Raw genomic sequence first — 23948 nt, 5'->3', positions numbered from 1 at the left:
AATGAAAAAAATTATAACATTAGCGGTATTATTCGCAGTAACAATAACGTCTTATTCTCAGTCTTTAGGATATCAAGATTTAGGATTGCTTTTCTCTCAAGACGATAATAATGGTACAGCAAGGTTTACTTCTATGAGTGGTGCTTTTGGTGCACTTGGCGGAGATTTATCTGTTATGAACATCAACCCTGCAGGTTTAGCGGTTTTTAATAACAGTGCTTTTGCAGCTACTTTAAATTCTAGAAATACTGATATTAACACAACGTATTATGGAAACAGTACTAATAATCAAGAACAATTTTTAAATTTATCGCAAGCCGGTGCAGTATTAGTTTTTGACAGTGCTTATAAATCTGATTGGAGCAAATTTGCAATAGGTTTTAATTATCGAATTACAAAAGATTTTACAAATAGTTTTAGCGCTATAGGTAATAGTGGTGTTGCTACTTTTAGAGATTTTCCTTTAGATAACAATACGCCAACGATAGATTATAATATTTCAGAAGAACAGCGTTTTTTTAATGATTATAAAGGTGAGTTGAGTGAAATGAATATTGCTTTTTCATCTGTGCACAGAAACAAACTGTATGTTGGTGCAGGGTTAAATTTTTACGATTTAAATTTTAGTCAGCGTTCTACTTTGGTCGAGTTTAATAATGATGGAAACGGAAATACCTTAGACGCTAATATATATCAAGAAAACTTTACAACAGGTGCAGGTGTTTCTTTAAATTTCGGTTTTATATATAAAGCACATCAAAATTTTAGATTTGGTATGTCTTATCAAACACCAACTTGGTTTACAGAAATGTTAGAAGAAACGAATATTATTGATAATGATGGTTATAATGGTGATACAGAAATAACAGTTAGTAATAACAATACTACTTACGATAATACTTTTGGCGGAAATTTTCCTTCTCAAAGATTAATTTATAGATTAAAGACGCCTAGTAAATTTACTACAAGTGCTGCTTTTGTCTTCGGAAAAAATGGCTTGTTGAGCATCGATTATATCAACAAGAATTACAAAGATATGCAGCTTTCTGAAGGAGATTTTTCTGATGAAAATAACTTTTTTGCCAATGAATTAAGAAATACACATGCAATTAACATTGGTTCAGAATGGCGTTTTGATAGATTTAGTGTAAGAGGAGGTTATAAATACGAGCAAAGTCCAGACAAAATGGCTTTAGATTCAGATAACTTAGAAGGTTATTCTTTTGGTGGAGGTTATAATTTTGGAAACTTTAAAATAGATTTAGCTTACAGTAATAATAATATAACAACACCCTATAATTTTTACTCAGGTTTTAATGTAAATGCTGCTGATTTAGATATTGATAATCGATTTTTTACAGCAACAGTTTCTATAAACCTATAGTATATTTATCAACTTATTTTTAAGACTCTGTTAGATTTTATATATTAATTATAAAATCTAACAGAGTCTTGAAGTTTTTAGCATTAGATAATCTTATTTATCTTTTTTGCCTTAATTTTGCAATTCAATTTTTAGAACATGTCAGATACTAAAATTACCATACAAGAAACTACTAATGATACAATCATTAAATATAACAGTAACACTATTTTAATAAATGGTGGTAGTTATGAGTTTAATAACATAGACGAAGCAAAAAACTCTCCGTTAGCACAACAATTATTTTATTTACCATTTGTAAAAAAGGTTTTTGTTACAGCAAATTTTATAGCAATACAACGTTTTGATATTGTACAATGGATTGATGTACAAGAAGAAGTAAAAGAGCAGATTGAAGCATATATAAATGCAGGTAATGTTGTTGTAAACGAACAAAAAACTTCAAAAAAAGAGGCGATAGAGGTATATGCAGAAGTTACGCCAAACCCAGCAGTAATGAAGTTTGGTACTAACAAAGCATTAACTCAAACAGATGTTGAGTTTAAAAATATAGACGAAGCGAATACGTCATCTCCTTTAGGGCAAGCAATTTTTAATTTTCCGTTTGTAAAAGAAGTTTTTATTTCTGATAACTATATTTCTATTACCAAATATGATATGGTAGAATGGAATGAAGTGTACGGAGAAGTAAGATCTTTCATTAGAGAATATTTAGCTGAAGGAAAAATAATAATCAAAGAATTACCAAAGCAAGAAGCATCAACTTCTGCAGATACTACAGAAACAGTTCCTGAAGTAGCCTTAGAAGGAATTTCTGCTCAAATTGTAGATATTTTAGACGAATATATTAAGCCTGCGGTTGCCGGAGACGGAGGAAATATTGCTTTTAGATCTTTTGATGAAGAGAATAAAGTAGTAAGTGTTGTTCTACAAGGTGCTTGTAGCGGTTGCCCATCATCTACAGCAACATTAAAAAACGGAATAGAAAATTTATTAAAAGAAATGCTACCAAATCAAATTAATGAAGTGGTTGCAATAAACGGATAATAATAGATAATATTTAAGCCTTAAGAAATAACGTATGTCGAAAATTATAAAACCTTATAAAGATTCTGAATTAGGAAAAAAAGAACAAGTTGCACAAATGTTCGATAATATTTCTGGTAATTACGATGGTTTAAATAGAGTTATTTCTTTAGGAATAGATGTTAAATGGCGTAAAAAAGTTGTAAAAATTGTTGGTGAAAATAATCCGAAGCAAATTTTAGATATTGCAACAGGAACTGGCGATTTAGCTTTAATGATGTCTAGTTTAAACCCTGATAGAATTGTAGGTTTAGATATTTCTGCAGGAATGTTAGAAGTTGGTAAGCAAAAAATAGCCAAAGCAAAACTTTCTGATAAAATAGAAATGATTGTAGGTGATTCTGAAGAAATGCCTTTCGAAGACAATACTTTTGATGCTATTACAGTTTCTTTTGGTGTTAGAAATTTTGCCAATTTAGATAAAGGAATTAAAGAGATTGCAAGAGTTTTAAAGCCTACAGGGGTTTTAGTAATTTTAGAAACATCAAATCCAACGAAATTCCCTTTTAAACAAGGTTATAAATTATATACAAATTTGTTTTTACCAATTGTAGGTAAACTGTTTTCTAAAGACAAAGTAGCGTATTCTTATTTGTCTGAATCTGCAAATTCTTTTCCGTTTGGTAAAGCTTTCAACAATATTTTACAAAAAAACGGGTTTACACATACAGAAGATAATCCTGTAACATTTGGTGTTGCAACAATTTACACAGCACGTAAATAATTATGAGTAAAAGAATTTTATTTTTTTGTTTTTCTATATTAGTTAGTAGTACTTTTTTTGCACAAAGAGAACGTGTAGACTATTTACCAACTTTTGATAAAAGACCTTTGCATTATGGTTTTTACTTAGGTTTGAATCAAAATGATTTTAAACTAAACCTTAAAGAAAGTAGTATTACAGATGCAAATATTACTGTAGAATCTACTACTGGTTTTAATGTTGGTTTAATAGCCGATTTGCGTTTGCATAAAAATTTAAACCTGCGTTTAGAACCTGGTTTAATGAGTAACTCTAAAAATATAATTTTTAATCACCTAAAAGGTTCTGCAAATCCGCAAGACAGTATTAGAGAGGTAAGTTCTACATATTTACATGTGCCGTTGGTATTTAAATTTAGTACGGATAGATATAAAAACTTTAGACCTTATTTACTTGCTGGTGTTTCTTATGATTATAATTTTTCTTCAAACGAAGACAATCAAGACGACAATTCTGCAGGACAATTTCGAATGAAAACAAACAATTTTATGTACGAGGTTGGTGTAGGTGTAGATTTCTATTTATACTACTTTAAGTTTTCCCCATCAATTCGAGGAGTTTTTGCAATGAATAACGAGATAAAATATGATGATGACCCAAATAGTAGATGGACGGCGCCAGTTAATTTTATGGGAACTCGTGGTATCTTTATAAATTTTGCGTTCGAGTAAATCTTAACTATTTCGTTTAAATTCGCTTAACAAAATAGCTGTTGCAGTTGCAACATTTAAGCTTTCGGTTTCTTGTACTTCTCCAAATCTTGGTATAGAAATCGTATTAGATATTAATTTTTTAATTTGGATAGAAACTCCGTTAGCTTCATTTCCCATAATTAAAATTCCTTCTTCAGGTAATTGTGTTTTATACACATTGTCACCATCCATATCAGCAATATAAGTTGGTAAATGGGTTTCGTTTAAGTAAGCTTCTAAATTAACGTAGTTAATAGCAATTCTAGTTAAAGAACCCATAGATGCTTGCACAACTTTTTGATTAAAACAGTCTACAGTATCTGTAGAGCAAATTAATTGTGTAACTCCGTACCAATCGCAAAGTCTTATAATTGTACCTAAATTACCAGGATCATTAATAGCGTCTAAAGCTACAATTAATCCAGAGTTGTTTATAGTATTTAGTTTGGGTATTTTAAACAATCCTAAAACTTTGTTAGGTGATTTTAAAGAACTTATTTTTTTTAAATCGGCTTCATCAATTCTAACAATTTTATCTTCTGTAAGATTAGTTTCGTAATCGTTTGTGCAAAATAATGTTGCTACTTCAAAAGAAGACTTTAATAATTCATTTACCACTTTTATACCTTCTGCAATAAATAAATTATGCTTTTGTCTATACTTTTTTTGTGATAAACTAGTTATTAATTTTAACTGATTTTTTGAGATGCTCATTAATTGTATCTAATTAGAAATAAACCGTTGAAAAATACTATTTTTGATGTTAAATGTATTGCTAAAGTAATGAAAAAACTTTCTTTTTACTTTCTTCTTGTTTTATTTTTGACAGCTTGTAATTCTACAAAACATGTTGCCGAAGATAAGCAGATGCTAACGCAAAATTATATTTTTGTTGACAGTGTAAAAAATAAAAGTGCAGATTTACAAAAGTACGTGCTTCAAAAACCAAATCCAAGTCTTTTAGGTTTGCCTTTTGGGCTGTACTTTCATAATATAGGAAACCATAATAAGCCCAAAACCCCAACAGAATGGGGATTGAAGCATCCGAAGAAATATAACTTTATTAAAAATATTTTTTCAGAAAAACAAAGTATTGCTTATGCAAATGCTTTTATCAGTTTAAATAATTGGTTTTTAAATTATGATGCTCCTGTAATTTTAAGTGAAAGTAAAGCAAATAGAACAGCCGATAATTTATGGGCTTTTTATAAAACCCAAGGTTATTTTGATTCTAAAATTAAGACAGTCATAGACAGAGATTCTACTGATAAAAAAGCAATAGTTAGTTATTACATAGATAAAGGAGAGCCTACATTATTAGATTCAATAAAGCTTAAAATAGAATCGCCCGTATTAGATTCTATTTATAAGGATTCAAAAATAAAATCTTTGTTAGTTAGCGGTAATCAATACAACGACAAAGTATTTCGAAAAGAAGCTAGTAACGTTGTAAAGTTATTTAAAAATAGCGGAATCTATTATTTTTCTGAATCTGCACTTGGTTTTTATGTAGATTCTACAAGAACAGATCACAAAACCAATGTAGAGTTTTTAATTGCTAAAGATAGGTTTAAAGAGAAAGATGGTGTTTACGAGAAGAAAGATTATAAAGTACATAAAGTTAGTAAAATTAATGTAGTTACAGATTATTCTTATACTAAGAAAGAAGAGGTTTATAAAGATTCTGTAAATTATAACGGAATTAATTTTTTAGCAATTGATAAATTAAAATACAATCCTAAATATTTATCGCAATCTATTTTCTTTAAATCTGGCGATGTTTATAAAGATACTTTAAGTAATTTAACAAGAAATCATTTAAAATCGCTTAAAAACTTTAAATCTACAAACATATCATTTAGTCCAATAGAAGGTACAGATGATGAATTAAAAATGGATATTTTTTTGTCTCCGAAAGAGAAATATACTTTAGGTTTCGAAACAGAACTAACACATTCTAATATTAGAAATATTGGTTCATCAGCAAAATTTTCTTTAACCAATAGAAATGCTTTTAAAGGTGCAGAATTATTAAAGTTTTCTTTTTTAGGTTCTTATTTTAATGCGAATAATGGTCCGGGTTGGGAGATTGGTGCAGACGCATCTTTAGAATTTCCTAGATTGGTAGCGCCTTTTGGATTGGATAAATTAGTGCCAAAAAGAATGTCGCCAAGAACGTTGTTTTCTTTAGGATCTAGTTTTCAGAAAAACATTGGTCTAGATAGGCAAACGTTTACCATTTTATCTGATTATAAGTGGCAATATAACAGTAAAAAAACCATTCAGTTAGAGATATTTAACACACAATACATTCAAAATTTAAATGTAAATCGTTTTTTTGATATTTATGGTTCAGAATTTACAAACCTAAATAATGTAGCAGAAATTTACGACCAAGAAAATAATACATCTTTTTTTCCGTTGGCTACGGATTTAGAAAATCAAGCATCAGAATCTTTAGCTTTTATAAGAAGTGTTGCTTCTAATGCAGGTTTTAGAAACACAAATCCAAATGATTTTAATACTGTATTAAATATTCAGAATAGGTACAATATTGTTACTTCAGATTTTTTAATTCCTACTTTGGCTTATTCATTTACATATAATAGTCAATCAGATTTTAAAGACAATAATTTTTCATTTTTTAAATTAAGAGTTTCAAATTCTGGTAATATTTTAGGGTTGTTTTCTAAGGATTATAATGCAAATGGTAAAAAAACATTTTTAAAGATTCCTTTAGCACAATATTTTAAAACAGATTTAGAGTATAAGCAATTTTGGGATGTTGGTTTAAATTCTGTTTTCGGATTTAGAACATTTTTAGGCGCTATTTTAACCTACGACAATTCTGATATTCCTTTTACAAGAAGTTATTTTGCAGGTGGTTCTAATGATATTAGAGCGTGGCAAACATATGAATTAGGCCCAGGAAGTAGAAACAGTGGTTTAGAATTTAATGTTGGTAGTTTAAAGTTTTTATCGAGTGCAGAATATCGATTTAATTTAATAGGAAGTTTTAAAGGAGCCTTATTTGTAGATGCTGGTAATATATGGGATATTTCTGATGCCGAGTTTGTAGACGAAGACGCAAAATTTAATAGTTTATCATCTTTAAAAGATATTGCAATAGGTTCTGGTATGGGAGTTCGATACGATTTAAATTTCTTTGTATTAAGATTTGATGTTGGTTTTAAAACCTACGAACCTTATTTAGAAGGTGGTAAGTGGTTTAAGAATTATAATTTTGCTAGTGCAGTTTACAATATAGGTATTAATTATCCTTTTTAAAAAATCATTAAAAGTCTATAACGTTTTCGTTATTTTATGCTCCGATTAAACATAAAAGTGCCTATTTTTAGTATTTTTGAAGAAATAAAAGAATCAACAAATTAAAATATCATAACTATGAGTCACAACATAAAACCTGGAGTTGCTACAGGTAAAGAAGTTCAAGAAATTTTTAAACTTGCAAAAGAAAAAGGATTTGCATTACCAGCTGTAAATGTTGTTGGTTCTAATACAATTAATGGTGTTTTAGAAACTGCAAGAGATTTAAATGCACCTGTTATTATTCAGTTTTCTAACGGAGGAGCGCAATTTCAAGCAGGAAAAGGATTATCTAATGAAGGGCAAAAAGCTGCAATTGCTGGTGGAATTGCAGGAGCAAAGCATATACACGAATTAGCTGTTGCTTATGGTGTGCCAGTTATTTTACACACAGATCACTGTGCAAAGAAATTATTACCTTGGATTGATGGATTATTAGATGCTTCTGAAAAACATTTCGAAGAAACAGGTAAGCCTCTATATAGTTCTCATATGATAGATTTATCTGAAGAGCCATTAGAAGAAAATATCGAAATTTGTAAAACTTATTTAGCTCGTATGAGTAAAATGGGAATGACTTTAGAGATAGAGTTAGGTATTACAGGTGGTGAAGAAGATGGTGTAGATAATTCTGATGTAGATGTTTCTAAACTATATACACAACCAGAAGAAGTTGCGTATGCTTATGAAGAATTATTAAAAGTATCGCCACAATTTACTATTGCAGCTGCATTTGGTAATGTACACGGTGTTTACAAGCCAGGAAACGTAAAATTAACTCCAAAAATTTTAAAGAATTCTCAAGAGTATATTTCAGAGAAGTACAATGTTGGTCATAATCATATCGATTTTGTATTTCATGGTGGTTCTGGTTCTACTTTAGAAGAAATTAGAGAATCTATTGGTTATGGTGTTATCAAAATGAATATCGATACAGATTTACAATTTGCTTTTACAGAAGGTATTAGAGATTATATGCATGGTAAAGCAGCGTATGTTGCAACTCAAATTGGTAATCCAGAAGGAGATGATTTACCAAATAAAAAATACTATGATCCAAGAAAATGGTTACGTGAAGGAGAAATTACTTTTACAAACCGTTTAAAGCAAGCATTTCAAGATTTAAATAACGTAGATACATTATAGTATTTATAATTAAATTAATTAAAAAGCATTTTGAATTATTTCAAAATGCTTTTTTTTTATGAAAATATCTAGCTCAAATAGAATAATCACATAAAGAAGAAAGTAGAATTAGAAAAAATCTTTTACATTTGTACTTCATATTTATTTTAAAATAGAATTTTTATTTTAAGATATTAAATTAAAACAAACACATAACATGGCTTGGTTTAAAAGAACAGATAAAGGAATACAGACTTCTACAGAAGATAAAAAAGATACTCCGAAAGGTTTATGGTATAAAACACCTAGCGGAAAAATTATAGATACAGAAGAATTAAAAAGAAACCTATACGTTAGTCCAGAAGATGGATATCATGTAAGAATAGGTAGTAAAGAATACTTCGAATTATTTTTTGATAATAATGAGTTTAAAGAATTAAATGAAGGTTTAACTTCTAAAGATCCTTTAAAATTTGAAGACACAAAAAAATATCCAGAAAGATTAAAAGCTGCACAAGCAAAAACAAAATTAAACGATGCTGTAAGAACTGCCGTTGGTAAATCTTTAGGTAAAGATATTGTTATTGCTGCCATGGATTTTGCTTTTATTGGAGGTTCTATGGGATCTGTAGTAGGAGAAAAAATTGCAAGAGCTATCGATTATTCAATTAAAAACAACATTCCGTTTTTAATGGTTTCTAAGTCTGGTGGTGCTAGAATGATGGAAGCATCTTTGTCTTTAATGCAATTGGTTAAAACTTCGTCTAAGTTAGCGCAATTGGCCAAAGCAAAAATACCTTATATATCTTTATGTACAGATCCAACAACGGGTGGTACAACAGCTTCTTATGCAATGTTAGGTGATATTAATATTGCAGAACCAAATGCATTAATTGCTTTTGCAGGACCAAGAGTTGTAAGAGATACAACAGGTAAAGATTTACCAGAAGGTTTTCAAAAATCTGAATTTGTTTTAGAACACGGTTTCTTAGATGCTATTTACGAGCGTAAAGATCTTAAAAAAGAAGTGAATTTATATATAGATTTAATCCAAAACTTACCAATTAGAAAAGAGGCAGTAGTTTAATAAGATAGGCTTATTATAAAATAAAAAAACCAGCATTTGCTGGTTTTTTTATTTTATAAAGGTTTGTTGTTTCTATTAGAATCTCCATCCTACATTTACACCAAGTCTAGGCACAAGAATTGGCGAATCTGTACCAAAAAGGTTTCTACCTAAACCACCATAAATATCTATAACCAAACCACCTTCAGAAGAATATTTAGTTCCTATTGCTACACCTAAGGCAGCATCTGTATATTTTAAATCGTAAACGCCAGAATCTTTAACAGTTTCTGTTTTTCCAGAATTTATGCCTACAAATCCTTCACCAAAAAAGTTCCATTGTGCATCTGCAGTGAAATAATGACGAAAATAAGGTGTTATCATTGTGTTTTCGTTATACCTAAAATCGATATCTTGTTTCGCTAGATTAAATAAGGCCGAAACTCCGAAAGAATTTTCTACACTAATATAATTTTCATAAGAAAATTCTAGACTTCGTATAACTAATGCATCAGCAACATCTAACTTAATTTCTTGTTGAGAAAATCCTAAAGAACTTACTAAAAGTCCTAATATTAAAACTATTTTTTTCATGTTATTAATTTTTACAAATTTACTAAAAATATGATTGCTTAAAATCTGTAGCCTAAAGAAATACCACCTCTAGTAATTAAATTATTTTCCAATCCGTTTTCATCATTGTTATTAAATAAGTTTCTTCCAACACCTAAATAAATTTCTGTAATAAAACCAGATTTAGTTATAAATTTTCCTCCTACAGATATACCTAACGCAAAATCTGTCTCTACAATTGTTTCATCATTGTTATTAAAAAAATAATAACGATCCTCATAAGTGTTTAACATACCAAAACCTTCTACAAAGAAACCTCTAGCATATCTTGTTTCAGAAAAAAACCATCTATAATAAGGGGTTAAAGAAAATTTCTTCGGAAAATATAAGTCATCAGAGATATCGTTAAAATTGTAAAATACATCGATACCAAAAGAGGAATCTTTATTTAATAGATTTTCATAACTTACATTTAAAGACGAAAAAGCAATCAAACTAAATGCATTTAATTTAAGTTCGTGTTTTTTTGCATTGTCTTGCGGATACTTGAATTTCTCTTTTTCTTGAGCTGTTAATTGAATGCTAGTGCATACTAACAATACAAATAAGATAATTTTTTTCATATAATTTTTGATTGATTTTTAGCCAAATGTATTAAAAAATAGCACGTAATTGTACACTTCCGGTGTGTATCGTTTTAGAATTTTCACTTTTTCTACCTAAATAACTTAAATTTAAATTTAAAAACGAATTTAATTTTCTGTTGAAAAGAAGGTTCCAAGTATAATTTTTTCCTTCTTGCAAACCTTTTAACATTTGGTAGGCAACAGGTGTGTTCGTGTCACCTTTATAATCGTTTAGAAAGACGTTTAAACCTGCGGATATTTGGTTCTTTTTAGTGCCTAAATAAAAGTATTCAATTCCGAATTTATGTTGTTGTAGGCTTTCGAAATCTTCTAATGTGTTTTCTTTGTTTTTAAAATGATAAAAGGCAGACAATCGGTTGTTTTGATTTTGTAAAAAACTTATTTTAGGTTGAAATTCATAAGCATCTATATTGTAATTTCTATTATCAAAATTTTCTGTAACTAAATTATTTGTAGATTTTTTTCCTAATAAATTAAAAACCCAAAATGTTGCAAATTTATGAGCAAAATCTACTTGATGCATCTTAATTATGTTTTCTTGCGTTCCTATAAAATACAATTGCTTATTCCTTTGATTGCCATAAGTATAACTTGTACTGTATTTTTGTAGGTTTTTGTTAAAATGTAAACTGTTTCTTAAACTATAGTTAAGACCAATTAAATTATTTTCATCAAAATTAAAAGGATTAAAATTAAAAGAGTTGCCATTTCTAGCTTGTTCATTTTCTATGCTTAAAAAGCTTTCGTTTTTAAAATAAGAAACTAATTTTTTAAATCCTTTTTGCATTTTCCATTGACTAAAATTTAGGTTGATTGCTTGTCTAAATTTTGCTTTTTGTGTTGCAATAAAACGAATGTTCGGTTTTAAAATTCTTAAATAATTTGCTTGATCTTTAAATTCGGCAATTTCAAATTCGTCAAAATCTTGTACACCATCATTGTTGTAATCAATCCAAGTATAAAAACCAAAACCAGGCTCTGTCTTAATATAAACGTATTCTTGCCTTGCAATATTGCCAGAAGAGGTTTCGTAGAGAGTGCTTAAGTTAACAAAGTTTTTAAATAATTTTTGATTGAAAAGAACTCTCGAGTTTAAAGATTTTTCATCGTTAGTAAAAGCATTATTAGTAAGTCTGTAATTTGCATAAATAGCTAAATTTGTACTTTCATTTTTGATTAACTTACTGTTTATATAAAAAGACTTTCTATTATTAATTTCGGAAAAAGCGTTCGATTTAATACTATCATTATTTCTATAGTTAAAACCAAACTTCGCAAATACTTTTGTGGTGTCTCCTAAACCAAAATAGGTTTCGAACTCTTTAAATCTGTGGCTTGTATTTGCGTAGGTATTCGTTTCGGTAAGTTTTCTGTTGTTCGTTTCTATATTAGTAAATGCACCTAACCAACCTTTTTTAAACGAATGCTCTATAGTAGCTTTTGCTCTTAAAAATGTGTTATTTTCTAATGTAGATGTATTGTTTAGTAAACTAGCATTTACAAAAAAAGAGGTTTTTTTAAGTTTTATTTTAGATGCAAGAAGATGTTTATTACCGTTGTAAGTGTTTAAATAATTAAGATTTTTAAAACTATATAAAACGTAATCTTTATTTTTATTTTGAAGGTTTATTTCTGATTGAAAATAGTTTTTAGTTGCGTTGTTTGTTAATAAATTCCAATCTCGATTAAACTCTATAGATTCCCATCGTTGTAATGTTTTAAAGTTTTGATGTGCGTATTCATGATTAAATTTACTTGTTAATTGCCAATCGCGATCTATTAAAATTTGTTCCCAACCAATTTTAGCAGCCAAACCTGTATTTTCGTCGTTATCTAAATTAGAAAATAAATTTGCATCATTATTACTGACAGCAATTTCTGATGTAATTTTTGTTTTATTAGTAGAATCATAATCTGACTTTAAAACAAATATTTGCGATTTTGTTGGCGGAATTAATCTTGTTATTGGTGCATAATCACCTTGATTTACGCCTACATAATTATAAATTGTACCAATAGCAGTAGTGCTTTCTATAGCATAATCTCCATTATTTGCACCAACATTGGCAAACGTAACAAAATACAATTCTTCATTTTCATCATCAGAATATTCAAAATTTTCTACAGCACCATTTATAACTTTTCTATATAGAATTTTATTTTCATCATAAGTGTCTAAATAAGCACTTTCAGCAAACATTAAATCTTCATTATTACCTGCATTTGCTAGTATTTCTTTTTGATTATCTGTTAAAACTTGTTGTAAAGGTTGGTTTTTAGCATCGTTTTCGCTGTAAAAAAAACTATTGATTTTTAATTTTTCGGTTTTATAATCAACAGATTCATAGGTAATAAAGCGCGTGTAATTTCTATCAGAATATTGAAAATCTATTGTAATCCTCATATCATTAGTAATAGGATATGTGGTGTTAAAAGTAATTTCACCTAAATTATAGTCAATTTCATAATCTTTATTTTCGCCTCTTTCAATCTTAATTCCGTTTACATAAACCCTTTCGCTACCTGCAATTATAAGAATATTCGATTCGTTATTTGCGCCAATAACCTTATAAGGACCTTGATTTCCTTCATTACCAACAATAGAAAATGTTGTAAATTTTCCTCGAACAATTGCACCAGAAGCACCAACTTTTAAATTATCAGAAACATTGGCTTCAACTTCTAAACCAGAAACTTGTTTTGTAAAAGGAGCAAAGAAACTTTGATTATTGCTTAAGGATAAATCTCCAGCTTTTACGCGCCAATCATCAGTAAACATTTCTATAAATATTCTATCAAAATCACTTATTTTTTGAGAATAACCGTTTTCTTGAATCGGAATGTTGGTATCCCAAATATTAGCTCTTAAAGTTACTCTTTCTGATAATTTACCAGAAATTTCTAAATCTAACGCAGCATTTGTAACCGTATTTTGGTTGTTACCAGATGTAATACCTCTAGATATAAAACCTTTGGTTTGCAAACCATCGAAAAGTTTAATTTCAGATGGTTTTTTATTAGTTGTTAGGCTGTAAAGTTTACCTGTATAAGTGCTGTTGGGTACAATTAAACTATCATTGTAATTTGTGTATACTTTGGTTAAAAATGCAGGGTATCTAAAGTATTTAATAGTAATTTCTGAGTATTTTTTAGAGTCTAAAATTAAAAGTGCTTTGTTAAAATCAACTTTATAATTAATAGTATCAATTACTTTTAGATCTTTATTTAAAACTTTAAACTTTTGAGGATTAATTGCAATCGAATCAAATTTTATAGAATCGTTTTTAACATTAAATTTTATAGATCTATAATTGGTAGGAATAGTTTGTGCTTGGATAAAGTACCCAATCAATAAAAAGAAAAAAAAGAGATTTTTTTTAAACATTTACAAACTATACGTTGTTAACGTAAAAATAAGATTTTTAATATCTTACAAAGAAATTAAAATAACGATTGCTGTTTTACTGGGTTTTCGTGTGCCAATAACCATTTTTTTCTCCAAATTCCGCCAGCGTAACCTGTTAAAGAACCATCAGAACCAATTACACGATGACAGGGAATTACAATCCATAAAGGGTTTTTACCATTTGCAGAAGCAACAGCTCTAATTGCTTTTACATCGCCTAAAAATTTACTTTGTTGTAAGTAAGTTCTGGTTTTACCGTACGGAATATCTAACAAACTTTTCCATACCTTTTTCTGAAAACTGGTTCCTTTTGGGTTAACAGTTAAATTAAAACTAGCTCTTTTGCCATTAAAATACTCTTGCAACTGTAATACACAATCTTGTAAACATTCTGGTGTTTTTTGGTGCAGTAATTCCTGTGAAATTTCATCATCATTTAAGACAGAAACAGATTGTATGCCGTTTGTATCTCCAATAATTTTAGCAATACCAATTGGTGTTTTATAGTATGTAGTTTCTGTTTTTAACATTAGACACCAAATATGGCTTTAGAGTTTTGAGTTGTTATTTCAGAAATTTCTTTAAATGAAACTCCGTAGATATCTACTAATTTATCAATAACATTTGTAATATAAGCACTTTCGTTTCTTTTACCTCGGTAAGGAGTTGGTGCTAAATAGGGCGCATCTGTTTCTAAAACGATGTGTTGTAAATCAATTTCATTTAAAAATTTATCAATTTTACCATTTTTAAAAGTAGCAACACCGCCAATACCTAATTTCATATTGTAAGAAATTGCTTTATCTGCTTGTTCTTTTGTACCTGTAAAACAATGAAAAATCCCTCTTAAATCATCACCTTTTTCTTCCTCTAAAATTTCGAAAATTTCATCAAAAGCATCTCTACAATGAATAACAATAGGTAGTTTTTTTTCTTTTGCCCACTTAATTTGAGTTCTAAAAGCTTCTTGTTGTTGTTTTAAAAAGCTTTTATCCCAATACAAATCGATACCAATTTCTCCTATTGCGTAGAAATCTTTTTTATCAATCCATTCTTTAACATGTTGCAATTCTTCTAAATAATTTTCTTTTACAGAAGTAGGATGAAGGCCCATCATTAAGTAAACATCTAAAGGATATTCTTCTTCTAACTTTAACATACTTTCTGTATAACTAGAATCTATTGCAGGTATAAAAAACCTCGAAACGCCCGCATCTTTTGCGCGTTGAATCATTTCTTTTTGATCTTCGTTAAACTGACTAGAATATAAATGCGTGTGCGTATCTGTAATCATTATTATTTCTGATAATTTTTAGCAAAATTACAAATTAATACAACGCTTAAGACTTGTTGTAAAACATTTTATAAAACGTACCTTTGCATAAAATTTTATAAGATGACTTTTGAAGATTTAGATTTATCAAATCAATTACAATATGCAATAGACGATTTGGGGTTTACAACACCAACACCAATTCAAGAGCAAGCATTTTCTGTGGTTAGATCTGGTAAAGATGTTGTAGGTATTGCGCAAACAGGTACAGGTAAAACTTTTGCTTATATGTTGCCAATTCTTAGAGATTTAAAATTTTCGAAACAACAACATCCTAGAATCTTGGTTTTGGTACCAACAAGAGAATTGGTTTTGCAAGTTGTAGAAGAAATAGAAAAACTATCTAAATACATAAATACACGTGTTTTAGGAGTTTATGGTGGTACAAATATCAACACGCAAAAACAAGCAATTTTACAAGGGCAAGATATTATTGTTGCAACACCTGGTAGATTGTATGATTTGGCTTTAAGTAATGCTTTAAAGTTAAAATCTATTCAGAAATTGGTGATTGATGAGGTAGATGTAATGTTAGATTTAGGTTTTCGTTTTCAATTGATGAACATTTTTGATGTGATACCAGAAAGAAGACAAAACATATTGTTTTCTGCTACAATGACAGAAGATGTAGATGCTTTAATTTACGATTTCTTTAAAAATCCTACTAAAATATCTGTTGCAGTAAGCGGAACACCATTAGACAATATCGAACAAGTTTCTTACAATATACCTAACTTTTTTACTAAAGTTAATTTATTGCATCATCTTTTAAGAGATAAAGAAACGTATAATAAAGTATTAATATTTGTAGGTTTTAAAAGAACTGCAGATTTACTTTTTAAGCATTTAGAAGAGGTTTTTAACGACGAAATGTGTGTTATTCACTCTAATAAAACTCAGAATTACAGAATACGTTCGATAAGGCAGTTCGATGAAGGTAATAATAGAATATTATTAGCAACAGATGTAATGGCACGTGGTTTAGATTTTGATAACGTTTCTCATGTAATTAATTTTGATACACCAGATTTTCCAGAAAATTATATGCACAGAATTGGTAGAACTGGTCGTGCAGAAAAAGCGGGTAAAACGTTATTGTTTTCTACGGATAAAGAGCAAGAAGCTAAAGAGCAAATAGAAACTTTAATGGATTATACTATTCCGGTTTTAGAATTACCAGAAGAAGTAGAAATTTCTAAATTGTTAACAGAAGACGAGCGCCCAAGAGAAGATCAAGGTATTTCTAAAAACAGAACAGGTTTAGAATATGTTCCGGGGCCAGCATTTCATGAAAAAAGCGAAAAGAACAAGAAGGTAAATTTAGGTGGTTCTTACAGAAGAGAAATTGCTAAAAAATATAAAAAGCCTAAAACAAGAGGAGATAAAAATTACAACAAACGTAACAAGAAAAAATAATGCAAGTTTTAACAGCGCAAGAATTGCACAATTTGGCCATGAATATTGTTGGCGAAAAATTACAAGAAATGGGCTATGAGTTTCAAGCGATTAATAGTCAATTAAAAAGACATCCTCAATTTGTATTATTTAAAAAAGGAGAACCCACAATTTTTGTATTAGTAAAAGCTACAAAAAATCTTCAAAATCCTAACGAATACGATGTTTTATGGATGGAAACTTTTAAAAACCATGCAAGAAAACAAAATGCTAAAGTTTGGTTTGCTGGTGTAGGAATTGCAAATGCAGAAAGTGTAGAAAGTCCTGTTTTTAAAGACCAACCTTACTATGTTGCTTTCGATAACTTTGTAAAAGTATTAGAATAGATAAATGTATTATTCACAAAAAAACGCCACAATTAATGTGGCGTTTTTTATGAATAAGAAGTTTTTTACTTACGGATTTGTAGACCATAAAGCAGCACTTTTTAACATTGCTCTTCTTGGTAATTTTAATCCGCTCACAATTAATTCTGCAAAATCTTCTGGTTGTAAAACACTATCTTCAGAGTCTTTATTTGCAATACCTAATTCTACAGACATATCCGAAGCAATAGTACTTGGTGTTAATGTGCAAACTCTTATGTTGTTTTTTCTTACTTCTTTCATTAAAGATTCAGACATACCAATTACGGCAAATTTAGATGCAGAATAAGCAGAAACGTTAGCATTACCGTTTAATCCAGCTGTAGAAGCTACATTTATAATGTCTCCTTTATTCTTTTCTATTAAATAAGGTAAAACTTCTTTAGTAACATAATACATTCCCATAACATTGGTTTGTATGATTTGTTCCCAAGTTTGTACATCCATTTCTGTAAAAGAACCAAAAGCAGCAATACCTGCATTATTTACTAAAATATCTACGCCGTTTAATTGCTCTATCAGTAATTTTATTCCTTTTTGAACTTCTTTATAATTACCAACATCAAAAGCGGCATAAGTAGCTTTTACACCAATTTTTTCAATTTCTTTTACAGTTTCTTTTAATACAGATTCATTTCTTCCTGTAATTGCAATATCTACGCCTTCTTTTGCTAAAGCCAATGCTGTTGCTTTTCCCAAGCCTCTGCTTCCGCCGGTAATTATTGCTTTTTTGTTTGATAAATTTTCCATTTTTCTATTTTTTTAAATTTGATAAAATAAAAAACCACTCAGAAATTGAGTGGTTTTAATATGTTAAAAGAACGAAGTGTTATTTAGCATCTTGCTCTAATAAATCAAAGAATTGATTTAATTTAGGCATGATAATAATTTTTGTTCTTCTGTTTTTTGATTTGTTTTCTGCTGAGTTGTTTGGTACTAAAGGAATGTACTGACTTCTACCTGCAGCAATTAATCTTTGTGGTTTTACACCATATTTATATTGTAAAATTCTAGTAATAGAAGTTGCTCTTAAAGCAGATAAATCCCAGTTGTCTTGAATTAAATCTCTTTTTATTGGTGTAGAATCTGTATGACCTTCAATCATCACTTCCATTTGCGGCTGATCGTTTACAACTTTAGCAATTTTTTCTAAAACTGTGTAAGCACCATCAGTTACGTTATAACTACCACTCTTAAATAATAATTTATCAGAAATAGAAATAAATACAACTGTTTTTTCTACGTTAACCTCGATGTCTTTGTCTTGAATACCTTCTGTTAAGTTTCTAGTTAAGTGATATTTTATAGCTAAGTTTAATGAGTCTTTTTGAGTCATCGCTTTTCTTACACCATTAATATACTTGTCTTTTTCACTTAATTGAGCAATAACAGTTTTAATATTATCTGAAGAAGATTGCGTTAAAACAGTTAAATTTTCAACTTGTTTTAAAGCCGTTTTTTTATCGTCTTTTAAATATTTTACCTGTTCTGTTAAAGCAAAAATTTTCCCTTCTTCTTTTTCCTTTTCAATTAAACATTTTTGTAAATTAGTTTTTACAGCTAATAATTCCTCTTCTGCTTTCGTTTTCTCTGCTTGTAACGCTACAAATTCTTTCTTAGAAACACAAGAACTAACTAAAATTGTAGATAATAAGATTAAAGATATTTTCTTCATTTTTTCTGCTTAATAATTTATTATTCGAACAAATTTAATAAAATCAAAGAACAAAAAGTGCGATTAACAATTTTTTGTGAAAAATTATAGACTATTTTTGTTTTTATTAAACTTTTATTATGAAAAATTACCCATTTGTTATACTACTAATTTGTGCTTTATGCTTTTCTTCTTGTTCTAAAGAAACTAAAAAGAAAAATTATACTTTTAAAGGAGCCGTATTTGGAACAACATACAAAATTACCTACTTAAATACAGATGAAAATTATAAAGAAAATATTGATAGTTTATTTCTTAAAATGAATAATTCTTTATCTACTTATATTTCAGATTCAGAAATTTCTAGAGTAAATAGAGATGAGGAAAATGTAGAGTTAGATCCTTATTTTATAGAGGTTTTTAAAAAGTCTAAAAGAATTTTTAAAGAAACTAATGGTTACTTCGATCCAACAGTTGGTAATTTGGTAAACGCTTGGGGTTTTGGGCCAAAGAAAACAAAATTAGATCTAACAGAGGCAGAGGTTGCCAAGGAAATGCAGTTTGTAGGTTTTGATAAATTACAATTAGAAAACTCGACAATTAAGAAAGAATTCCCCAGAATTTATTTAGATTTTAATTCAATTGCAAAAGGTTTTGGTATAGATGTAGTTGCACGTTTTTTAGAAAGTAAAAATGTAAAAAGTTATTTAGTAGAAATTGGCGGAGAGATTAGAACAAAAGGTTTTAAAGAGGCAGATAAACCATGGTTGGTAAAATTAGTAGATCCAATAAATGCAGATGGTTCTGGTTTTAAAACACTAAATCTATCTAATAAATCGATGGCAACATCTGGTAACTATAGAAAATATAGAATAGCAAAATCTGGTAAAAAGTTTGTACATACTGTTAATCCTAAAACTGGTTACGCACAAGAAAGTAATTTATTAAGTGCATCTGTAATTGCAGATTTAGATTGTGCAGATGTAGATGCGTATGCCACCGCATTTATGGCAATGGGATTAGAAAAAACAAAAAATTTCTTAAAGAAGAACAGTAAAATTAAAGCAATTTTATTGTATACAAATGAAAACGGAAATCTAGAAGAATACACCAATTATACCTACAAGTAGGTAGTGTTTTTCGGCTTTAAAATGACTATTTTTTTTTATATTGCACTCTAAAGTTCTCAATACCCAACATTTACTATGAAAAAACAATTGTTATCTATTTTTTTTGCTACCTTTTTTTGTAGCTTTTATGCCCAAAACAAATCTGAAATAGCCAAAGTATACATAAATAGGGCAAACAATGCTATTGAAGAGAGCATAGATTATAAAGAAGCTTTAGAGCTTTTTGAAAAAGCCATGAAATATATGGATACTGTAACAAAACCATCTGTTGCAGATCTAGGTGCAAAAATTTACTTTGAACTTGAAAATTACAGACAAGCGCAAAAATATTCGAAACAATATTTTCTACTAGCTAAAAATAAAAATTCAGAAACTTATCAGCAGCAATTAGAACTTTTTGTTACAATTGATGAAAAGTTGAAAGAGCAAATAGAAAGAGAAAGAATATTAGAAGAAGAAAGAATAAAAAAATCTAAAGAGCTTAAAAGAATAGATTCATTAAAATCTATTTGGAAAAAGACTTCTATGGATATGGCTTTAAAAGTAGACAGTGTTTACAATTTTAACGCTAACAATTATGCATTATTTTCTAAAGAAGGTAAGTATGGAGTTATAAATGATAAAGCAGAAATAATTTTAGAAGCCAAAGAATACTCAAATGCAATTAATTTTGCGGGTTATTTTTTATTACTGAATAAATCTAAAGAGGCAACTAAAATTTATAGTTTTAATACAAATAGCGGTACAGGTATTTTATTACCAAATCCATCTGACTTTAACGCGCTTTCTACACATTTTGGTAAGGTAATGTTGCCAAGAGAAAACGGAAGATTAATTACATATCCAAACAACTCATATGAACCTTTAGTTTTTGACTTAAATCAAGGTAAAATTGTTAAAATCTCTAATAAAGAAGATTTAATGAAAGATTTAAAAAAGAATGATGTTTTAAGAAAATATAATAAAGATGGTGAAGTAAAAGTAGATAAAGATTGGTATTTGTTTGGAGGTCATTTAGGTGGCGGAATTTACCCGCTATATGTAGAAGGAGATTATAATGTTAAAGCTTTTTTATGTTCTGTAGATGGTACAATGTTGTATGCTGATTCTAAGTACGATTATATTGGTTCTTTTCATGATAACAAAGCGCAAGCTGTAAAAGGAGATACTATTTCTTGGGTAAATCAAAACGGAACAAAAGTATCAAACGCAAAAGATAGTAAAGCAAATTATAAAGGAGATTCTAAAGTATTTAAAGTAGAAGATGGTGTTTATCAGATTCTTAAAAATGGAGTAATTATAAATGGAGATAAAAAACTAGAAAAATTACCAGAATATTTAAGGAAATTTCAGTAATCTCAATTATTTATAACATACAGGAAGAATTTCGTTCTTCATTAAACAAAATCGTTCTAGTTTTTCTGGAGCGATTTTTTTTGTATAATCAACTTCATCAACCTTAAAACCAATTGCACGCAGTTTATCAAAATAATCTCTTCCGTAAACTCTTACATGATCGTATTGACCAAATATTTTTGCACGTTCTTTTCTATCTGTTATAGTATCGTCTTCAAAAGTTTTTTCTCTTGATAAATCTTGCGGAATTTGAAAAATACCAAAACCACCTGGTTTTAAAACTCGATACAGTTCTTGCATCGCTTTAATATCATCAGGAATATGTTCTAAAACATGATTACAAAAAACAACATCAAATTCGTTATTTTCAAACGGTAAATCACAAATATCTGCTTTTACATCGGCAATTGGAGATTCTAAATCTGATGTTAAATAATTTAGATTTTCTTGTTTTCTAAAGATGTCTAAAAAACATTGTTCTGGTGCAATATGTAACACGTTAAGTTTTTCTTTAGAAGTGAAGAAATTAGTTTCATCCTTAAGAAAAAGCCACATTAAACGATGTCTTTCTAAAGAAAGAGTAGAAGGAGAAAGTGCATTTTCTCTCTGGTTTCCATATCCGTAAGGTAGAAATTTTTTAAAACTTCTACCATCAATAGGATCTGTAAAATTATCACCTTTTAAATACCAAGCTATAGTTGGTCTAACTAGATAGCTTGCTTTAATTAACCAAGGTCTAGGTATGGTGTTAAGTATGGTTTTAAATATAGACATTAACGGTTATTTACTGTCTAAATTCGTCTTCTTCTGTAGTTTCAATTCCTAAAGCTTCGTGTACATATTTAAATGTAGAAAGCAATTCTGGTTTTCCGTTTAGAATTGCAACATCGTGCTCAAAATGAGCAGATGGTTTGTCATCTAAAGTAGTAATTGTCCAACCATCAGAATGTTGTCTTATCTTTTGAGTTCCTAAATTTGTCATTGGTTCTATCGCTACAACCATTCCTTCTACAAACTTTTTTCCTCGTCCTCTTTTTCCGTAATTTGGCATTTCTGGGTCTTCGTGCATTTCTCTACCCAAACCATGACCAACAAGTTCTCTAACAACACCATAACCATGGTCTTCAGTAAATTTCTGAATCGCATAACCAACATCTCCCACTCTGTTACCAACTTTAAATTCTCTTATACCAACATACAAACTTTCTCTAGTTACGTCTAAAAGTTTTTTGGTTGCTGGTTCTATTTCGCCTACAGCAAAAGTGTATGCATGATCGCCATAAAATCCATTTTTTATTGCACCACAATCTATAGAAATAATATCGCCTTCTTTTAAAGGGTCTTTATTTGGAATACCATGAACAACTTGAGAGTTCGGACTCATACAAAGCGTGTTCGGAAAATCATATAATCCTAAAAAACCAGGAATAGCACCTTCTGCTCTAATAAATTCTTCTGCTAATTTATCTAAATATAAAGTTGAAACACCTGGCTTAACTTCTTTGGCAAGCATACCTAATGTTTTAGAAACTACTAATGCACTTTCGCGCATAATTTCTATTTCTTCTTTGGTTTTAATCTTTATCATGTTAAAAAAATTGAACCACAAAGTTAGTATAATTTAAGTAATTTGTAGACTGATTTTGTTATTTGAAAAAAGAGAAAAAACCTTTTTTCTTTTTAGGTTCTGGTTCGTGGTTAAAAATTTGCTTGTAAACTTGTGTCCAACCAATAAAACCACCCACATTTCTATCGTCTATAAATATGTCGGCGTTAATTTTTCTACTGTATTTTTCGTCATAAATTTCTTCTGGATAACTTTTGTTAACAGCATAAAATTCAATTCCGTTTTCTTTACAAAAAGCCACAGCTTCAGTTAATCTAGAGCCACTTCTATATGTCCATAAGATTAACCTAAAACCTTCTGCTTGAAGTTTTCTTAAGGTTTCGAAAGCAAAAAGTTGTGTTTTTCCTATTTTAGGATAACCATCTTCTACAATAGTACCGTCAAAATCTACAGCAATAATTAAATTATTGTTTTTCATTTATTTACTTCTGTCGTAAGAATGTTTATATGGTTTGTTTGTAACTATTTTAAGAATATCTTTTTCTAAAGTTTGTCTTGCATATTCTACATAACGCCCAACCTCTTTATCATTTTTATAAAAAATAAATGTTGGCACTCTTATAATATTAAAGCCTTCTTGTAAATTATCTGGTGTTCTTTTAGAACGATTAACGGTGATAAGCTCTACATTTTTAAGGTTGAAATTTGCCATTTCTAGTATTTTATAAAAACGCGGTGTTTCTCTTTTACTATCGCCACACCAAGTACCCATAAAACCTTTAATTTTATATCCTTTTAAAGCACTTTTTAAAGCTTCTATAGTTGCTGCGTCTGGTTTATAAGACTCATAATTTTTTGTAAACCAAGCATTGTAAGGTGCTTGGTTGAAAGATTCTTTGTTAGCAAAGCCAATTAAATTGCCTTTATTGTTTTTTTTAGCTGTAATTTCTTGTTGTGCACTGCAAGAACTTAATGCAATTACAAAAAATAAGAGTAAAATTTTTTTCATTGTATTTGTT

Annotated in this window: 23 protein-coding genes; 11 read left to right on the top strand and 12 right to left on the bottom strand. The window is 29.1% G+C overall.

The window, feature by feature from the left end; all coding sequences use genetic code 11:
• The first annotated feature begins 1 nt into the window (after window position 1).
• From B5464_RS04545 to B5464_RS04530, 4 genes are all read left to right on the top strand, one after another.
• Window positions 2-1384, top strand: coding sequence for an OmpP1/FadL family transporter (locus B5464_RS04545; protein WP_079737386.1), 1383 nt, complete (start codon window positions 2-4; stop codon window positions 1382-1384).
• A 138-nt stretch (window positions 1385-1522) separates the two neighbouring features.
• Complete coding sequence (locus tag B5464_RS04540) at window positions 1523-2431, top strand: NifU family protein (protein ID WP_079737385.1); 909 nt, start codon at window positions 1523-1525, stop codon at window positions 2429-2431.
• 34 nt (window positions 2432-2465) lie between these two features.
• On the top strand, window positions 2466-3194 hold the full coding sequence (gene ubiE / locus B5464_RS04535) for a bifunctional demethylmenaquinone methyltransferase/2-methoxy-6-polyprenyl-1,4-benzoquinol methylase UbiE (protein WP_079737384.1): 729 nt from the start codon (window positions 2466-2468) through the stop codon (window positions 3192-3194).
• Window positions 3195-3196: 2 nt separating this feature from the next.
• The gene (locus B5464_RS04530) at window positions 3197-3904 is read left to right on the top strand and encodes a porin family protein (RefSeq protein ID WP_172830856.1); all 708 of its coding nucleotides are present in this window, start codon (window positions 3197-3199) and stop codon (window positions 3902-3904) included.
• 3 nt (window positions 3905-3907) lie between these two features.
• On the opposite strand, the gene B5464_RS04525 is transcribed toward B5464_RS04530, so the two are convergent.
• The gene (locus tag B5464_RS04525; RefSeq protein WP_079737383.1) at window positions 3908-4639 is read right to left on the bottom strand and encodes an RNA methyltransferase; all 732 of its coding nucleotides are present in this window, start codon (window positions 4637-4639) and stop codon (window positions 3908-3910) included.
• A gap of 69 nt (window positions 4640-4708) precedes the next feature.
• On the opposite strand from B5464_RS04525, the gene B5464_RS04520 reads away from it, so the two are divergent.
• The 3 genes from B5464_RS04520 to accD all read left to right on the top strand — a co-directional run bounded on the left by B5464_RS04520 (window position 4709) and on the right by accD (window position 9464).
• On the top strand, window positions 4709-7213 hold the full coding sequence (locus tag B5464_RS04520) for a BamA/TamA family outer membrane protein (RefSeq protein WP_079737382.1): 2505 nt from the start codon (window positions 4709-4711) through the stop codon (window positions 7211-7213).
• A gap of 117 nt (window positions 7214-7330) precedes the next feature.
• A complete protein-coding gene (gene fbaA / locus B5464_RS04515; protein ID WP_079737381.1) occupies window positions 7331-8398 on the top strand; it encodes a class II fructose-bisphosphate aldolase in 1068 nt (355 codons plus the stop codon).
• 196 nt (window positions 8399-8594) lie between these two features.
• Window positions 8595-9464, top strand: coding sequence for an acetyl-CoA carboxylase, carboxyltransferase subunit beta (gene accD, locus B5464_RS04510; RefSeq protein WP_077810200.1), 870 nt, complete (start codon window positions 8595-8597; stop codon window positions 9462-9464).
• Window positions 9465-9539: 75 nt separating this feature from the next.
• Here accD and B5464_RS04505 read toward each other — a convergent pair whose 3' ends face one another.
• Genes B5464_RS04505 through B5464_RS04485 form a run of 5 tightly spaced genes read right to left on the bottom strand, consistent with a single transcriptional unit; the run spans window position 9540 to window position 15363 of the window.
• Window positions 9540-10037, bottom strand: a complete 498-nt coding sequence (locus B5464_RS04505; RefSeq protein WP_079737380.1) for a hypothetical protein — start codon at window positions 10035-10037, stop codon at window positions 9540-9542.
• Between the two features lie 38 nt (window positions 10038-10075).
• The gene (locus tag B5464_RS04500) at window positions 10076-10639 is read right to left on the bottom strand and encodes a DUF3575 domain-containing protein (RefSeq protein ID WP_079737379.1); all 564 of its coding nucleotides are present in this window, start codon (window positions 10637-10639) and stop codon (window positions 10076-10078) included.
• A 31-nt stretch (window positions 10640-10670) separates the two neighbouring features.
• The gene (locus B5464_RS14310; RefSeq protein ID WP_154066934.1) at window positions 10671-14048 is read right to left on the bottom strand and encodes a hypothetical protein; all 3378 of its coding nucleotides are present in this window, start codon (window positions 14046-14048) and stop codon (window positions 10671-10673) included.
• A gap of 56 nt (window positions 14049-14104) precedes the next feature.
• Window positions 14105-14599, bottom strand: a complete 495-nt coding sequence (locus B5464_RS04490; RefSeq protein WP_079737378.1) for a methylated-DNA--[protein]-cysteine S-methyltransferase — start codon at window positions 14597-14599, stop codon at window positions 14105-14107.
• Entirely contained in the window at window positions 14599-15363 is a 765-nt protein-coding gene (locus tag B5464_RS04485; RefSeq protein WP_079737377.1) for a TatD family hydrolase, read from the bottom strand. Before B5464_RS04485 ends, B5464_RS04490 begins: the two co-directional genes overlap by 1 nt.
• A gap of 102 nt (window positions 15364-15465) precedes the next feature.
• Here B5464_RS04485 and B5464_RS04480 point away from each other — a divergent pair, with 102 nt between their 5' ends.
• A complete protein-coding gene (locus B5464_RS04480; RefSeq protein WP_079737376.1) occupies window positions 15466-16818 on the top strand; it encodes a DEAD/DEAH box helicase in 1353 nt (450 codons plus the stop codon).
• Entirely contained in the window at window positions 16818-17183 is a 366-nt protein-coding gene (locus B5464_RS04475) for a Na(+)-translocating NADH-quinone reductase subunit F (RefSeq protein ID WP_077810192.1), read from the top strand. Before B5464_RS04480 ends, B5464_RS04475 begins: the two co-directional genes overlap by 1 nt.
• A 69-nt stretch (window positions 17184-17252) precedes the next feature.
• On the opposite strand, the gene B5464_RS04470 is transcribed toward B5464_RS04475, so the two are convergent.
• Window positions 17253-17972: a 3-ketoacyl-ACP reductase gene (locus tag B5464_RS04470; protein WP_077810191.1), complete on the bottom strand. Its 720-nt coding sequence runs from the start codon at window positions 17970-17972 to the stop codon at window positions 17253-17255.
• A gap of 79 nt (window positions 17973-18051) precedes the next feature.
• Window positions 18052-18897, bottom strand: a complete 846-nt coding sequence (locus B5464_RS04465; protein ID WP_079737375.1) for an OmpA family protein — start codon at window positions 18895-18897, stop codon at window positions 18052-18054.
• 119 nt (window positions 18898-19016) lie between these two features.
• On the opposite strand from B5464_RS04465, the gene B5464_RS04460 reads away from it, so the two are divergent.
• Together B5464_RS04460 and B5464_RS04455 are read left to right on the top strand one after the other, a co-directional pair.
• The gene (locus B5464_RS04460) at window positions 19017-20006 is read left to right on the top strand and encodes an FAD:protein FMN transferase (RefSeq protein ID WP_079737374.1); all 990 of its coding nucleotides are present in this window, start codon (window positions 19017-19019) and stop codon (window positions 20004-20006) included.
• Between the two features lie 75 nt (window positions 20007-20081).
• Complete coding sequence (locus B5464_RS04455) at window positions 20082-21362, top strand: hypothetical protein (RefSeq protein ID WP_079737373.1); 1281 nt, start codon at window positions 20082-20084, stop codon at window positions 21360-21362.
• Window positions 21363-21368: 6 nt separating this feature from the next.
• On the opposite strand, the gene B5464_RS04450 is transcribed toward B5464_RS04455, so the two are convergent.
• From B5464_RS04450 to B5464_RS04435, 4 genes are read right to left on the bottom strand one after another with little or no spacing between them, the layout of a single operon-like run.
• Window positions 21369-22136 carry a class I SAM-dependent methyltransferase gene (locus tag B5464_RS04450; RefSeq protein ID WP_079737372.1) on the bottom strand — a complete coding sequence of 256 codons (768 nt, stop codon included), beginning with the start codon at window positions 22134-22136 and terminating at the stop codon, window positions 21369-21371.
• Window positions 22137-22146: 10 nt separating this feature from the next.
• Window positions 22147-22950, bottom strand: a complete 804-nt coding sequence (gene map / locus B5464_RS04445; RefSeq protein ID WP_077810183.1) for a type I methionyl aminopeptidase — start codon at window positions 22948-22950, stop codon at window positions 22147-22149.
• Window positions 22951-23008: 58 nt separating this feature from the next.
• The gene (locus B5464_RS04440) at window positions 23009-23407 is read right to left on the bottom strand and encodes a BT0820 family HAD-type phosphatase (RefSeq protein WP_077810182.1); all 399 of its coding nucleotides are present in this window, start codon (window positions 23405-23407) and stop codon (window positions 23009-23011) included.
• A complete protein-coding gene (locus tag B5464_RS04435; RefSeq protein WP_079737371.1) occupies window positions 23408-23938 on the bottom strand; it encodes a thioredoxin family protein in 531 nt (176 codons plus the stop codon). It abuts the gene before it with no gap.
• Window positions 23939-23948: the final 10 nt, after the last annotated feature.

Source organism: Polaribacter sp. KT 15 (assembly GCF_900143115.1).
Taxonomy (GTDB): Bacteria; Bacteroidota; Bacteroidia; order Flavobacteriales; family Flavobacteriaceae; genus Polaribacter; species Polaribacter marinaquae.
Note: the sequence above shows the minus strand (reverse complement) of the source record. Positions and strands in the feature narration are given on the sequence as shown.